The organism is Streptomyces cadmiisoli (assembly GCF_003261055.1).
GTDB classification, from domain to species: domain Bacteria; phylum Actinomycetota; class Actinomycetes; order Streptomycetales; family Streptomycetaceae; genus Streptomyces; species Streptomyces cadmiisoli.
Genome location: NZ_CP030073.1, coordinates 47,535 through 60,451, shown reverse-complemented (window position 1 = coordinate 60,451; position 12,917 = coordinate 47,535). Strand labels below are relative to the sequence as shown.

The 12,917-nt window shown below is 68.0% G+C and carries 14 protein-coding genes and 2 pseudogenes; 8 read left to right on the top strand and 8 right to left on the bottom strand.

The features are described 5' to 3' along the window. The first annotated feature begins 827 nt into the window (after positions 1 to 827). The gene (locus DN051_RS00310) at positions 828 to 2,087 is read left to right on the top strand and encodes a hypothetical protein (protein WP_342781518.1); all 1,260 of its coding nucleotides are present in this window, start codon (positions 828 to 830) and stop codon (positions 2,085 to 2,087) included. A 693-nt stretch (positions 2,088 to 2,780) separates the two neighbouring features. On the opposite strand, the gene DN051_RS00305 is transcribed toward DN051_RS00310, so the two are convergent. Beyond that, the gene (locus DN051_RS00305; RefSeq protein WP_162624703.1) at positions 2,781 to 3,245 is read right to left on the bottom strand and encodes a hypothetical protein; all 465 of its coding nucleotides are present in this window, start codon (positions 3,243 to 3,245) and stop codon (positions 2,781 to 2,783) included. A 73-nt stretch (positions 3,246 to 3,318) separates the two neighbouring features. After that, on the bottom strand, positions 3,319 to 3,804 hold the full coding sequence (locus tag DN051_RS00300) for a WapI family immunity protein (RefSeq protein ID WP_112437531.1): 486 nt from the start codon (positions 3,802 to 3,804) through the stop codon (positions 3,319 to 3,321). A gap of 256 nt (positions 3,805 to 4,060) precedes the next feature. Between DN051_RS00300 and DN051_RS00295 the strand changes: the two genes are divergently transcribed. From DN051_RS00295 to DN051_RS44685, 4 genes are all read left to right on the top strand, one after another. After that, a complete protein-coding gene (locus DN051_RS00295) occupies positions 4,061 to 4,372 on the top strand; it encodes a hypothetical protein (protein WP_112437530.1) in 312 nt (103 codons plus the stop codon). 49 nt (positions 4,373 to 4,421) lie between these two features. After that, positions 4,422 to 5,654 carry a hypothetical protein gene (locus DN051_RS00290; protein WP_112437529.1) on the top strand — a complete coding sequence of 411 codons (1,233 nt, stop codon included), beginning with the start codon at positions 4,422 to 4,424 and terminating at the stop codon, positions 5,652 to 5,654. A 258-nt stretch (positions 5,655 to 5,912) separates the two neighbouring features. Further along, positions 5,913 to 6,431 carry a HEAT repeat domain-containing protein gene (locus tag DN051_RS00285; RefSeq protein WP_162624725.1) on the top strand — a complete coding sequence of 173 codons (519 nt, stop codon included), beginning with the start codon at positions 5,913 to 5,915 and terminating at the stop codon, positions 6,429 to 6,431. Positions 6,432 to 6,974: 543 nt separating this feature from the next. After that, positions 6,975 to 7,205, top strand: a complete 231-nt coding sequence (locus DN051_RS44685) for a transposase (protein ID WP_162624724.1) — start codon at positions 6,975 to 6,977, stop codon at positions 7,203 to 7,205. Between the two features lie 129 nt (positions 7,206 to 7,334). On the opposite strand, the gene DN051_RS46210 is transcribed toward DN051_RS44685, so the two are convergent. Both DN051_RS46210 and DN051_RS00270 read right to left on the bottom strand, forming a co-directional pair. Next, positions 7,335 to 7,505 carry a hypothetical protein gene (locus tag DN051_RS46210; RefSeq protein WP_246040804.1) on the bottom strand — a complete coding sequence of 57 codons (171 nt, stop codon included), beginning with the start codon at positions 7,503 to 7,505 and terminating at the stop codon, positions 7,335 to 7,337. A 103-nt stretch (positions 7,506 to 7,608) separates the two neighbouring features. Further along, the gene (locus tag DN051_RS00270; protein ID WP_112437527.1) at positions 7,609 to 8,004 is read right to left on the bottom strand and encodes a VOC family protein; all 396 of its coding nucleotides are present in this window, start codon (positions 8,002 to 8,004) and stop codon (positions 7,609 to 7,611) included. Between the two features lie 174 nt (positions 8,005 to 8,178). Here DN051_RS00270 and DN051_RS00265 point away from each other — a divergent pair. Then, positions 8,179 to 8,547 (top strand): annotated as a pseudogene (locus tag DN051_RS00265) (IS5/IS1182 family transposase); the annotation flags it as partial. Positions 8,548 to 8,569: 22 nt separating this feature from the next. Continuing rightward, positions 8,570 to 9,154 carry a recombinase family protein gene (locus DN051_RS00260; RefSeq protein WP_246040805.1) on the top strand — a complete coding sequence of 195 codons (585 nt, stop codon included), beginning with the start codon at positions 8,570 to 8,572 and terminating at the stop codon, positions 9,152 to 9,154. Positions 9,155 to 9,200: 46 nt separating this feature from the next. On the opposite strand, the gene DN051_RS00255 is transcribed toward DN051_RS00260, so the two are convergent. The 3 genes from DN051_RS00255 to DN051_RS00245 form a co-directional block, all read right to left on the bottom strand. Continuing rightward, positions 9,201 to 10,073, bottom strand: a complete 873-nt coding sequence (locus tag DN051_RS00255) for a hypothetical protein (RefSeq protein ID WP_112437525.1) — start codon at positions 10,071 to 10,073, stop codon at positions 9,201 to 9,203. 194 nt (positions 10,074 to 10,267) lie between these two features. Continuing rightward, a complete protein-coding gene (locus DN051_RS00250) occupies positions 10,268 to 10,789 on the bottom strand; it encodes an SMI1/KNR4 family protein (RefSeq protein WP_246040806.1) in 522 nt (173 codons plus the stop codon). 19 nt (positions 10,790 to 10,808) lie between these two features. Continuing rightward, on the bottom strand, positions 10,809 to 11,393 hold the full coding sequence (locus tag DN051_RS00245) for a hypothetical protein (protein WP_112437523.1): 585 nt from the start codon (positions 11,391 to 11,393) through the stop codon (positions 10,809 to 10,811). 630 nt (positions 11,394 to 12,023) lie between these two features. Here DN051_RS00245 and DN051_RS46205 point away from each other — a divergent pair. Beyond that, a pseudogene (locus DN051_RS46205) lies at positions 12,024 to 12,134 on the top strand (IS21-like element helper ATPase IstB); the annotation flags it as partial. Between the two features lie 22 nt (positions 12,135 to 12,156). Here DN051_RS46205 and DN051_RS00230 read toward each other — a convergent pair. Beyond that, positions 12,157 to 12,528 carry a hypothetical protein gene (locus tag DN051_RS00230; protein ID WP_246040807.1) on the bottom strand — a complete coding sequence of 124 codons (372 nt, stop codon included), beginning with the start codon at positions 12,526 to 12,528 and terminating at the stop codon, positions 12,157 to 12,159. Between the last annotated feature and the right edge of the window lie 389 nt (positions 12,529 to 12,917).

Below are 12,917 nucleotides of genomic sequence, written 5' to 3'. Positions count from 1 at the left end.
GGGAGTGAGTGGACGGCCGTCGCGTAGGCGGCGGGGGTGGGGATCCGGTCGGAGCGAGGCTCGGGCGATCACGGGGAGGGGACGGTTCGGCTGCGCACCGGCCTCAGGCCGTGGTCGTGGAAGCCCGCTTGTGCCCAACTCCGCTAACTGCGCAGCCCTTTTGGTGGTGGTGGCTCCCGGCGGTGCGCAGCTGGCTGCGCAGGTCGGCTGCGCAGGTCGGGTGTGCAGGGTCGGGGCTCGTTGCGCAGCTGCCTGCCGGTGTTGGGCTGCGGGGAATCCCCGGGTGCTTGCGCAGTGGAAGGCTTGCGCAGTGGAGTGCCGGCGTGGTTGCGCAATCGTGGTTGCGCACCGGGGCTGTGGTCGGGCCGACCATGGCCCGACCATGGCGGTCTTGTGTGGTTGTTGCTGGATTGTGTCCGGTGGTCGGGGCTGGTGGTCGTCGGTGTGGTCGGGGTCGTCGGGTGCGCTGAAGGGATGAATCTCTCCCACGCTTCTTTGTTCAGTGGTCGCCGCAACTTCGTGTCTGCCCCTTTGCTGCAGACCTGTGGCGGCCGGGTGTTCGTGGCTGGTGGGGGAGTGCGGTGACTGGTTTCGGGGTGGGGGTTCGTCGTGGGGTGATGGCGGCGGACCGGTCCACCCGGTCCGCCCGGTCCGCGCCGTCTGCCCGGTTCACTCAGGTCGCCAATGCCCTGTTCCGTGACTGTGGGCTTTCGTTTCGGGCGAAGGGGATTTTCGGTTTCCTCAGTACCCATGTGGTCGGTTGGCGGGTCACGGTTGCTGACCTGGTGGGTGTGGGGCCTGATGGGCGGGATGCGGTGCGTGCTGGTGTGAGTGAGCTGGAGAGGTTCGGCTATCTGGTCCGTGAGCAGGTGCGGTGCGATGACGGGACGCTCGGCGGGATCGTCTACTCGATCACGGACCGGCCGGCCCTCCGTAATGCCGGGCTCACGCAGGCGACCAGCTGGCCGTCCGTGTCGGTGTCCGGGTCGTCGAGTCGGGCGGGGGCCGGTTCCGAGGCGGGGATACGGCGTGGGGTGATGGCGGCGGACCGGTTCACGCAGATCGCGAACGGCCTGTTCCGCGACCCCCGGCTTTCGTTCAAGGCGCAGGGTCTGTTCGGGTTGATCAGTACGCACCGGGACGGCTGGCGGATCAGCGTGGCGGACCTGGCGCGCCGCGGCCGTGACGGTGAGGCAGCCGTCAGGAGCGGCCTCAAGGAACTGGAGAAGCACGGCTTCCTGCGCCGGGGACGTGAGCGCCGTCCGGACGGCACGCTCGGTGCGGCCACTTACGTCCTCACCGATCTGCCCGGTCAGCAACGTGGCAGGTCGCAGCCGATGTCGGGTTTTCCACCGGTGGGTGACCCGACGTCGGCTGACCACCTCACTAAGAACACCATCGGAAAGAACACCACGAAGCAGAAGACCACACCCCTCCGTCCCTGCGCCCGCGGCCACGCCGCAACGCACGCGGCGACCGGCAAGCCCGTCCCCGCAGCGTCTGCGCCGCCCGGGCCGCGGGCGGACGCGATGCATCCGGGTATCCGGCTGCTCCTCGACATCGGAGCCCGCTGTCCGGATCTCCTGCTGACCGGGCAGGTGCTGACGGATCAGGGCCGTGTGATCACCGCGATGATGGAGGCCGGCTGGAACACCGAGCAGTTACGCCACGTCATCACCCACCGGCCGTTGCCGGACCGGGTCCGCACCACGGTAGGCGCGATCATCGCCGCCCGGCTGCGCGCTGCCCACGCCTATCCGCCGCCGCCCCTTGCGGACAGCCGGCACCACGACGGCGACGCCCCGGGAGACGAGGCGACCGCCGGACCAGTGTCCGAGCGGTCCTCCCCGGCGCCCCCTTCCCGCACGGTGGTCGCGGCCCTGGCGTACCGGGCGCTGGTGGAGTGCTCCGGCTGCGGCGCGCCCGCAACGGCACCGGGGGAGAGTCTGTGCCCGTCCTGCTTGGGCTGGCCGCTGTGCCGCACCTGCCCCGGACCCACACCACGGCGCGCACACCCCGACAACAACGGCCGCTGCAACGCCTGCGTCACCGCGCAAGCCGTCCTCCTGGCGGGAAGCCGATCATGACCGCCGGTGCTTTGCGGTTGGACGGGATTTCTGTGGAACGAGGGGGTCTTCGACCTCATCGGCGGCGACGGGGAGATCCCGCAGGAGGCGAACAGCAGCAAGGGGGTTCGGCCTCTCGCCGGGCTCCATGCTCGTGCGACCACGGCGACTGTGTGATGGGCGCCCTGGCCCTGTGCGCCCGTGCGGGTTCTGGGGACTGGGGTGGTAGCCGGCTGCTTCTCTCCGGTCACTGCGGATGTTGCATCCGCTCCTGACCTGTCGGGTAGAGGTGGGGGAATCGTGGTTCTGAAAAGGCTGGCCGTCATGGGGGCGGTCGTCGGGCTCGTCATGGGCCTGACCGGCACGTCGGCGAGCGCGGTGCCGCAGAAGACGCTGTTTTCGAACGCCGCCGCGCCGCTTTGGCGCTGTTTGGACTTCCGTGCCGACCTCGGCCCGTATGTCGTCGAATGCAACTACTCGACCTGCCAGGAGTGGTACTGGAACGACGAGTACGGGTACAACGCGCTCCGGCAGAAGGCAACCGGTCTGTGCCTCGTGTCGCGCAACGGCCGGGCCGCCATGAAGCCCTGTGCCGCCGGCGACGACGCAGGCTGTGGCTGTTCGACGACTCACCCGGTGAAGCCGGTGCCACGATCAGGAATGCGGCCGGCAGCAAGTGCCTGGCCCGGATGGCGAACGACCTGGTCATCACGACTACGTGTACCGGAGGTCCTTCTCAGCGCTGGCATATCCTGTGGATCCCTGCTTAGCGGGTGCGGCGTTTCCTCCTACGGCAACGGGGGTGCCGTCGTGGGTTGTTAGTGCTGCCCCATGAGCGCGTTGGACACGGCCGACCTCCCGGGCCGTGATCGGCCAGGCGGCCTGGCGCACGGCGGCGATGATGCGCTGGTAGTCCCACGGCAGCGAGTCTTCCTCCACGTCCGGCTCGCGGTGCGGGATCAGCGTCACCGCCCGGCCGCCCGCCTGTCCAGGCACCGGACCGGCGGAGGCGCGTTCCTCGGCGCGCTGCCCGGTTATCCGTTCAAGCACGCGCCCGGCGCCGGCGAGTTCGTCTCGCTCGGCCCGCGCTTCCGCCGGTTGCTGGGCCAGTTGTTCTTGGAGTTCGTCCAGCTCCGCGCGCCGTGTGGTGATCCGTTCCAGCAGCTCGGGATCCAGCATGAACCGGATCATAGAGGGTCATCCGGCCCCAGTAGGGAGGAATCGGTTGTATGGGGAGTGCCAGGTGGCTGGATCAGCGGGGCGGGAGGGAAGCCAGAGAGAGGTTCCACTGGTCAGCCGCGTGAAGCAGCGCTGGGGCGTCCAAGCTGACCTCCACGACGTACTGGTAGATGTCAGCCCCGTCATCGCCCTGTTGCCATGGCGGTGCCGCCTCCAGGGACAGATGAACGCGAATCACCGCGGTCCCGCTTTCGCTTCGGTTGGCGAGGCTGAAAGCCATGACCGGCTCGATGAACTCCGCGTCCGGCGACAGCTCACCTTCGTCATCGGGTTCGGTGACGGCCACCGTCCCCGCGGCCACCGCGCGCAGCCACGCGGACACCTCGCGGGCCTCATCGGTGAGCAGACACGGATCTGCGAAGGACCAGCTTCCCTCGGGAGTCGTCACCGTGCCGTCAATGACCAGCCAGTTGTCGTCGTACGAGTCGCCCCGGACGGTGGCGAACTGATAACGCACGGGGCGGAGGTCGACACTGCTGGTGAGGTCGTTCAGGAGCACTGGGCCAGGATGCCATGCGCTGGCCGGCAGGACGGACTGCCCTTCCCGGCCCAGTGCACCGTCCCGGACTCCGTTTCAAAGACAATCCCGGCCTCCGGCAGACGATCTTCTCGATGGTCTCCCGCCCCCGAGCACCGTGAGCACCGCGAGAGCCGGTCACACCAGCCCTTTGACCTGCAGCTTCAGGTTGGCGGAAGCTCACGGCGTTTCCTCCTGCGGCAACGGGGGTGCTGTCGGGGGTCGTTAGTGTTGCCCCGTGAGCGGGTTGGACTCGGCCGGGTTCGCGGCCGTGGGCGAAGTGGCGGCTGTTGATGCCTGCACCGAGGACGAGCAGCTGACCGGTTTGTTCAGCATGGTCGAGGAGCATCTCGGCCTGCCCTTCACCACCGTGGTTGTCGGGGTCGGGGTGACCGTGGACGGCATCGATCTTTCGCTGGACGGGAGGATCGTCGCCGTGTGCTCTTACGGTGGTGTGCGGCAGTCGGTCGGCATTCTGGATCTGCCGTTGCCCGGTCCGGTGCCCGGGGGCACGCGGTGGATCGAGGCTTACCGTCACTGGGCCGGTTGAGGCCGGGAACCTGCAGTCAAGCGGGTGCGGTGGTGTAGAAGGGCTGAACATGGGTGACGCCGAGCGGGGCAGGCATCGGGGTGTCGGGGGACGGTCGCTGACCGGCCTCATCGAGCGCGGTGCCGAGCTGAAGGGGGAACTGGTCGCGTTCGGGCAGAGTTCCCGCTTCGAGCGGTGGTTGACGCATCTGCTGGTGGAGGCCGCGGGGCCGGAGGGGCTGCTGGACGAGGGGGAGGCGATCCGGATCGTCGACCACTTCGTCCTTCGGTACCGGTTGCCGGACGGTTCGACCGTGGTGGACCGGTTCGTGGCGGGACGGAAGGACTTGACCGCGGCCGACCGGGACATGCTGCTCGGCTGGCGTGACCCGGTCGAGGGCATCTTCGAGGTCCAGCGCAAGGAGAAGGATGCCGTCGTTCTGCTGAACCTGGTCGACGACCTGGAGTACCGCACCTATTCGAATGTCGGGCGGGCGGCATTTCGTGGGGTGTCCAAGGGGAGCTTCCTGCACACCTGTGTGGTGCCCGTCCATGCGGGCGCGGCCGGCGGGGCGTGGCTGGTGTCCGGGGCGATGTCGAGCTACCCCGGATCCAGCGCGGCCGAGATCGCCCAGGCCGCTGTCCAGCTGGCGACCAGCCGGCCCGAACTGGTCTTCCGCAACCCCCAGAAGGTCGAGCAGGGGTGGCAGGCGATGCGGGAGGACCGGGCAGCGTTCGTCGAGTTCTGCGGCGGCGACGAACTGGTTCTTCCGCCTGCCGAAGCCGAGGACCTCCTCAACGCCTACTACCGCCACCGCCAAGAGGCCGCCGCGGCCGGCCGGCCCGGCCGGGCCCGCAGCAGCCGGCTGCCCGGCCTGGACTGGCCCTTCTTCGAGTTGCCGCCGCAACTGGCGGGCGCGGACACCGTCGGTGTCATCTACGACCAGGTCGACGGGCTCAACTTCTACGGCGACTACGGAATGCTGCGAGACCTCTTCACGGACCCGGCGCTCGCGAGCCGCAGGCAGTACCAGGACCTGCTGCGCACGTACCTGCGCGAGGAGCCGATCGGGCCACTGCCGATCCGCCGGCTGGCTGCCGCGCACCCTCACAGGGCCGACATCGTGTTCCGGAAGCTGCTGCGCAAGCCCGGATTCACCTGGAGCGAGCACGGCGAGGCGCTGCTGCGCCGACGCAAGCCCTGGTACTACGCGAACGAGCCCCGCCCTGGTGTCTCCGTCATCGGCGACCGCCTCAGTGCGCTTGCCGCCGGCCGCCGACAGTCACCGTCGACACGGCCGTGAGTGCTGCGCGACACCGGCCGGTGACGGAGCAGCTCCTGCGGAGACTCACCCAAGCGCTGCGGCACAGCTGTCGGGCCGGCGAGTACGACGACGGGTGGCCCTGTTCGCGAGAACGGGAGCCGTGTGTCGATGAGCTCAGAAGGCGCCCTGTGGGCGGCCAGGCCGATGTTCACGCGTTCGGGAGGCACCCGCTGAGAATGATCTTGCTGGGGTCGACCCAGGACCTGGGGCGTTCAACGCATGGGAGGTGGTCAGGCGATGATTCCTGAGGAGCGGGATCTGGTCATGGATCTGGCGGTCGGACTGGGTGAGGGTCCGACGCGCACGCTCGACGAGGTGCTCGCCCACTTCGGCGAGTCCGACGGCGAGGCCCTGGCGCTCCGGCTGCTCCGGGACGCCATGGAGCGCCAGGATGCCGACGACGTCGAGATGGCGCTGATCCTCCATGCCGCCGCCGACGCCTCGGCCGAGGAGTTCCTGGAGCCGTTGATCGAGCTGTTCCCTGCCGACTGGCACAGGGAGTACGAGGACATCGTCTGGATGCTGGGCCGCCTCCGCTCGCCCCGTACGGTGCCGACGCTGGCCCTGGCGACCCACTGGGTTCCCGAGTACCTGGACTGGGACGAGAACCGGGCCCTCGCGGTGAAGGCGATCTGGGCTCTCGGCGCCATTCCCGGCCCGGAGGCCCAAGAAGCCCTCGAGGGCTTGCGCGACAACGAGAACGAGATCATCCGCGAGAACGCGGTGAAGCAGCTCACACGCCGAGGCGAGCTCTGACCGCGGAGCAGCAGCCGTCCATCCGGAACACCCGGCCGCGTTTCGGCGGCCGGGCGTTCCGACCAAGATCGAACGGGCCTCAACACCGTCCTTCGCTACTCCCGTGCCACCGAGCCGGAGCAACTGTTCATCGGACAGCGGCAAAGCCGCCCCACCAAGCTCGACGCCTACAAGTCCAACCTCGACCAGCGCTGGCAGGAAGGCTGCACCAACGCCTGGAAACTATGGGAGGAGATCAAGGAACAGGGCTATCCACGCGGCTACGGCAGCGTCCGCGACTACGTCAGCAGGACACTTCGCGGCAAGCCCCAGCGGTCGGGCCCCGGCCGCCGTCTGCCCGAGCTGTCACACGCTGGATCCTCACCCGCCCCGAGGCACTGAACGAGAACGACCGACTTCACCTCGCAGCCGCCCTGGCCCACTGCCCCGAACTCGCAGTACTCGCCGAGCACGTGCGCTCCTTCGCCCACCTGCCAGGCCACCAACTACCCGACTGGATCGCGGCGGTGACCGCGACCACCGAACTGCCCAGTCTCCGCCGATTTGCCCAGCATCTCGAACGCGGAGGTCGTCGGCCTCGGCGTTCGGCGCGAGGTCCGAGGTGCCGTGCAGGAGCAGCAGGCCCGCCTCGACGCCGTCATCGCCGGCCTCTCACAACCCGGGAACTCCGGCGTCGTCGAAGGTCACGTCGACCGGATCAAGATGCTCAAGCGTCAGATGTCCGGTCGCGCGGGCTTCGAACTCCTTAGCAAGTGCGTCCTGCTCTGCGCATAGATCCCAGGTCAGGAGTCGTCCTCAACGAGTCCAAGACCATCAGGGAAGCCCTCCAAGAACTCGCGGCGCGAAGGATCGGCCTCCTCTGCAGCCATCGAACCGAGTAGGTCGGTGAACTCGCTGCGCTGATCACTCGACAGCTGAGTCACCAGATGAGCGACACCCTTCCAAGACCTTGACCGCGTCATCCGGATCCATCTGCTCGTCCTCGCACCCCTCAACGAACCAGAGCACATCGACCAAAGCCTCAGCCAGAGCGCGGGTCAGCGACGGGTACACAGGCATCGAAACGATCTCCACCAGGCGGCTGATAGAGCGCGGCCATCCCACCACATGCCACTGAGGTCTTCTCGGCAACGTGACGGTTGCGGTGTGTGACGGGGTGCGGGTGCCCGCTCGCAGCCTAGTTCTGCGGTGCCAGGGTGCGTAGGACGTCGAACTCGTTGCCCTCGGGGTCTGCCATGACCACCCAGTTTCGGTCTGAGCCCTGGCCCACATCCGCCTTGGTGGCGCCGAGGCCGATCAATCTGGTCACCTCGTCCTCGGTGCTGCCGTCGATCGGGCTGACGTCGAGGTGAAGCCGGTTCTTCACGGTCTTGCCCTCGGGTACCTGGATGAACAGCACGGTGGGCGGCATCTGACGGGCCCGAACATCCTCGACGGTCGGCACCCAGGAGCCGATCTCGACCTTGCCCTCGCTCCGGTCGATCACCTTGAAGTCCAGGACCTCGCACCAGAAGGCTGCGAGCCTCTCCGGATCATGGCAGTCAACGGCCAACTCGGTGCACCTACTTGTCATGACTCTCCCAGATAGCGCGGACGGGGCTCAGAGTAATCGCCAGGTCGCCCGTCCGACAGATCCGCGATCTTCCCGACTGGTCCAGACGGGCTGACCCGGCATCAGGTACGCGAGAATCCCCTGGCAGGAACAGGCCTGCGAAGATCACGTTCCGGAACCCAGAGGCTTCACGCGTTGACCAGCATCACCTATACCGCAACACTCGACGTCGGCAGGCAGACCGCCGAATCTCTCGCCCGACTCTTGCGCGAGCACCGCGAACGGCTCGGCACCCGCAAGGGGAGCTGCTCTCTGGGCGTCTTCAAACAGGGTGTCCTGGTGCTGCGGTGGTTCGTCGACGGGACCCGGCTGGCCCAACTCGTCCGGGACAACAGGGTTTCGGTGCCCACCGCGTACCGCTGCTTGCGCGAAGGGCTGACCGTGCTCGCCGACCACGCCCCGGATCTGTCCACCGCGCTTGAACGGGCGGCGGCCGCCGACTACACCCATCTCAACCTGGACGGCACCGTCATCCGTACCGACCGCGTCACCGCCCCCGGCCCGCGGGCGGATGCGATGCATCCGGGTGTCCGGCTGCTGCTCGACATCGGAGGGCGCGCAGCTCGATGCGCTCACCGCCGCCGGGTGCCGGAAGATCTTCGCGGACAAGAAGTCCGGCAAGAACGCGCTCCGCCCGGAGCTGAAGGCATGCCACGCCTTCCTCGACCCGGGCGACACCCTCGTGGTCCCTTCGGTCGACCGCTACGGCCGCAGCCTCCAGGACCTCATCAACATGGTCGCCGAGCTGCGTGACCGAGGGATCGGCTTCACCTCGCTCCACGAGAACCTAGACACCACCACCCCCGGCGGCAGGCTCGTCTTCCACGTGTTCGCCGCCCTCGCGGAGTTCATCCGCGAACTCATCGTCATCGGCACCAACGAGGGCTTGGCCGCCGCCCGCGCCCGCGGCCGCGTCGGCGGGCTTCCTAGCGTCGCCACCGAGCAAGTCATTAAGGCCGCCCGCGACCTGTTGCCCGACCCCGGCCGCTCCATCACCTCGATCGCCAAGCTCCTCGGCGTCTCCCCGGGCACCCTCTACAACCACATCCCTGACCTGCGCGAACTGCGCGCCGACACCGTTCCTCGTCAGCTTGAAGCTCGCACGAGGTAAGCGAATCCCAGCAAGGTCGTTCCCGCCAGGATTTCCTGTACCTCAACTACTCACCCGGAGTCTCCCACTGCCCCCTGGCCACCCCGTCCGTGTCCGGTACAACGGCGCACCAGTCGCCCAGCGCCGCATCGGCCAGCATGAGGGAGAAACCGTCATCTGTGACCTCGGAGAGTGTGTCGGCCCCACCGGGGTAGTTCCGGTGGGCCAGTTCGCCGTGCGGCAGCGGGGCCACGAAGGCGGTGAAGTCGTCTTGCAGCAGTTTCGCTCTGGGCTTCAGCTCCGGCTCGGCGGCCACGCAAACCAGCGAGCGCGGCCGCAGTAGTCGGGCCACTTCGGCTGTGCTCTCCGGCGTCACGCGGAACCATCTGCACCCGTGAGTGCCGTACGCCCAGCGCTCGCAGACCAGGGTCAGGCGCTCGGACGCCTCCGCCACCCTTGCCCAGAAACCCGCGTCCGCGACGGCGTCGACGGGGTCCGAGACCTCTATGGGTTCAGGAGCCGAGTCTCGCCACAGGAACGTCACGCCCTCGCCATGGAATCCCGCCAGATCGGCGGCCACCGCTGGTGTGGTGAAGAGGAGTACCGCTCCGTCCCATCCCGACTCGATCTGCAATCTCCCGGGTGCGGTGAGCTGACAATACGGCCCGCGCCCGGCTGCCATCCCCTCGGCGAGACCTATCGCTTGCGGCGGCCGGACCTCCGCACCGTTGCGCAGGCCGCGGTGCTCTTCGGGAAGGGGCTCGCTCACCAGCAGCCCGCCCACCTCCAGGAGGTCTGCTCCGCTCTTCTCAATCGCGGCTCCGAGCACCTCGCGAAGCTCCGCCGCGTACGCGCTCCAGGCGGCGGCTTCCGCCAGCCGCTCTCGCACGTGCTCGCTGCGGGGGCTGATGATCAGCTCTTTGCTAATTTCGCCAGCCACTTGAGTCCTCGCAGCTTTCTGTTGGGCCCGATATCCAATCGTACGTTTCGTCTCGGGCCGAGCCTCCCGACGACGGCCGGGCAGCGAAGGCGAGTTTCCATGGCCGCCGCTACCTTGCACCTTGGGTCAGGGATAGGAGACCGGGGCCGATCCGGCAGCGAAGGGAATGAGGGGTGGAACTGCCGCGCTCATTTTCAGGGCAGGGGTTCGTGGAACGGGCCGTTGGGTGCGAAGTTGCGGGAGTGCAGCGTGACGTCTGTGCCCTGGAGGTAGGCCAGCAGCCACTCGCTGAATGTCATCTCGTAGAGAGTCCAAGCCGGACTGTCGAATTCCTGTACCACGACACGCCAGGACGACGAGGGGTTGTCCGGGATGCGAAGAAAGACTGCCTCGCCCGTTGTGGCTGACGCCACCGGTATGAGTTCTCCGGGGTCGGCCCCCACCGGAGCTGGCAGGAATTGCGCCATGTCCTCATCCCGCCAGAGCTCGAGATCCCCTGTGATGTTTTCTCCGAGGCTGTGCAGAAGATGGCCGGCGGGGTGCGTCAGATACAGTTGCCCGTTGACCTCGATCGAACCGTAAGCGTCCACGATCTCACGGAAATCCGCAGGGAATTCGATGCCGAGTTCCCGCTCCAGTTCGATCCAGGGGGCCGGATCCGTCCAGTTGAACCGTGGTTCGCCCAGCAGGGCTGTGATCTCCGGAAGCGCTGTCACCAGTGGATTCCTTCATGACTCACTTGGGGCCCTTGGTCGGCCCGTGTCCGCGGCCGGGCCTGCCGTCGGTGTTGCCCGGCCCGGCCGTGGTCGCGGTGGCGGAGGGGTCCGGGGCGGTGGGCGAGGAGGGTGCCGGGTTCCCGCTGTCCGCGGGGGAGCCGCTTGCGGATGCGCGTGCCACGGGGGACTCGTCGGTTCCGGCTGCTGGATCGGTGGCCTGGGACGGCTCGGCAGCGGCGGATGAGGCAGCGTCCCCGTCCGCCGGCGGCATGGACCGTTCCGTCTTCGGCCGCACCGGCTCCTCGGCGCCTCCCGGACCCCCGGAGGAATTGGACGTGAGGCCCACGGTGAACGCGATGGCCAGACCCGCGCAGACGAGAACACCACCGGCCACGACCGCCTGTCGGGGCACGCGCGGGCCCTGTGCAGGGCGCGCCCGCCGCCGCGGCCCGCGCCCGTGGCCGGGTGTCTTGACGTCAGGACCGCCGGGTATCGCCGGCAGTTCGCGCGTTTCGTCGTACGCGTTCTCCCAGCCATGGGCGGCCGCCGGATCGGCAAAACCGTCGTACTGGGGCTCCGTCTTTGCGGACGGGCGGTACACCATCGGTGGACTTTGCGCCCCATCGCCGGCCTGCTGTTGCCATGACATGGCTGGGGATTCTAGAGGCAGGAAAGACGTGTGACGCAGTCACCGGCGATAACAGCTCAGACTCCGGATGATCACGTATTCACGTGATTTATCCGTGCATCGCCGGCCCTGACGTCGGGCAGCGGATTGTGATGTCGTAGCAGGCCCACGGCTGGGCATGCGCCCGCGGCCGGCGGAGGCATCCGTAACCTCCCAGGGATCGACGGTACGACAGGCGACCGCACGCCATGGTCACAAATCGTGACTCTGCCGGGGGTCTTGGAGTTTCCCGGTGCGCAACCGTGATCAGCGGGCATGCTCGGGGCCGTTTCGAAGATCGATCCAGCTGTTGAGGCGTCTGTTGTCACTCCGTCTGCGTCCCGGTGAGCGAGTCCCGTCTTTGACCGCGCAGATCGCGCAGGTGAGCAATCCGGGCGGTACGGCGGCGATGTGGGTGAGAGCCTGCTGTGATGGGCTGTGGGCCGACGAGGACTTCGCGGGCTGGTACCCGCGCGAGAAGCGTCCCCGGTTCGAGCTTCAGTAGCTTCGGTTCGTGGTTGGCGACCGGCCGCGACAGCAACGTCCGGGACGTGGCTCGCCGCATACGAGGCCATCGTCGACCGCCCCACCTTCGGCGGCGACATCATCGAAACCGGAACCGGCTCATACCGACTTGCCACCACCCGGACCTGGGCCGAACAGCAGCCTGCCAGCTGAACTGAGGCGGGCCGGCGCGCACTTACTGAGCGGCGTCGCAGATCCCGAAGACACGGGTGATCCACTGATCCATCCGGGCCTCGAAGTCCGAGGCTGAGGCGATGCCCGAGGCCGGGAGGCAACCCGCGTCGTCGAGGCCGGCGATGAAGTCCACGTCGGCCCAGCCACCGCGGAACAGCACGACGGACAGCTCGGCCTCGCCCGGCCCAGAGATGATCACGCCAACTGAGTCGGGGTCATGGACCCGGGTTCTGTCGGTCTCCAGAGGCTGCGGCCACGACGCGTCGGCATCCCTCCAGGTCACCTGGCCCACTTCGAGGCCGGCCGACGTCCAGCCCACCATCTGGCCTGCCAGAACCGCAGCCACCTCATCAAGATCGACAATCCTGTCCATGAGGTGATCATCCCGCATGGACGATCCCGGCGGTCCAGGAATCCGGCACCGGGACGGCGAGACAACGCGCCAGCCTGTTCCTGCTTCTCGCCGACATTTTCTGGACTTTCGGCGTGCGGTCGTTCCCAGGATCCACCGGCAACCGCGCTTCGGCCGGCGGGCCTGGTCGTTGTGCGGGGGGAGGGAGGGTGTACGAGCCCCTTGTCGCGGGCTTGACAGGCCGAACGTCTGCGGGGGCGCGGCCCGTTCGGCAGGTTGGAGGGAGACGGCAGGTTCGGGGGCTCGCCGCGGCACGGGTGACGGCCCGCCGGGGAACCGGCGGGCCGTCACGTCAGCCGAGGGCTGTGTCAGTGCACGTTGAGGCGATTCGAGCAGTACTCGTTCGGTCC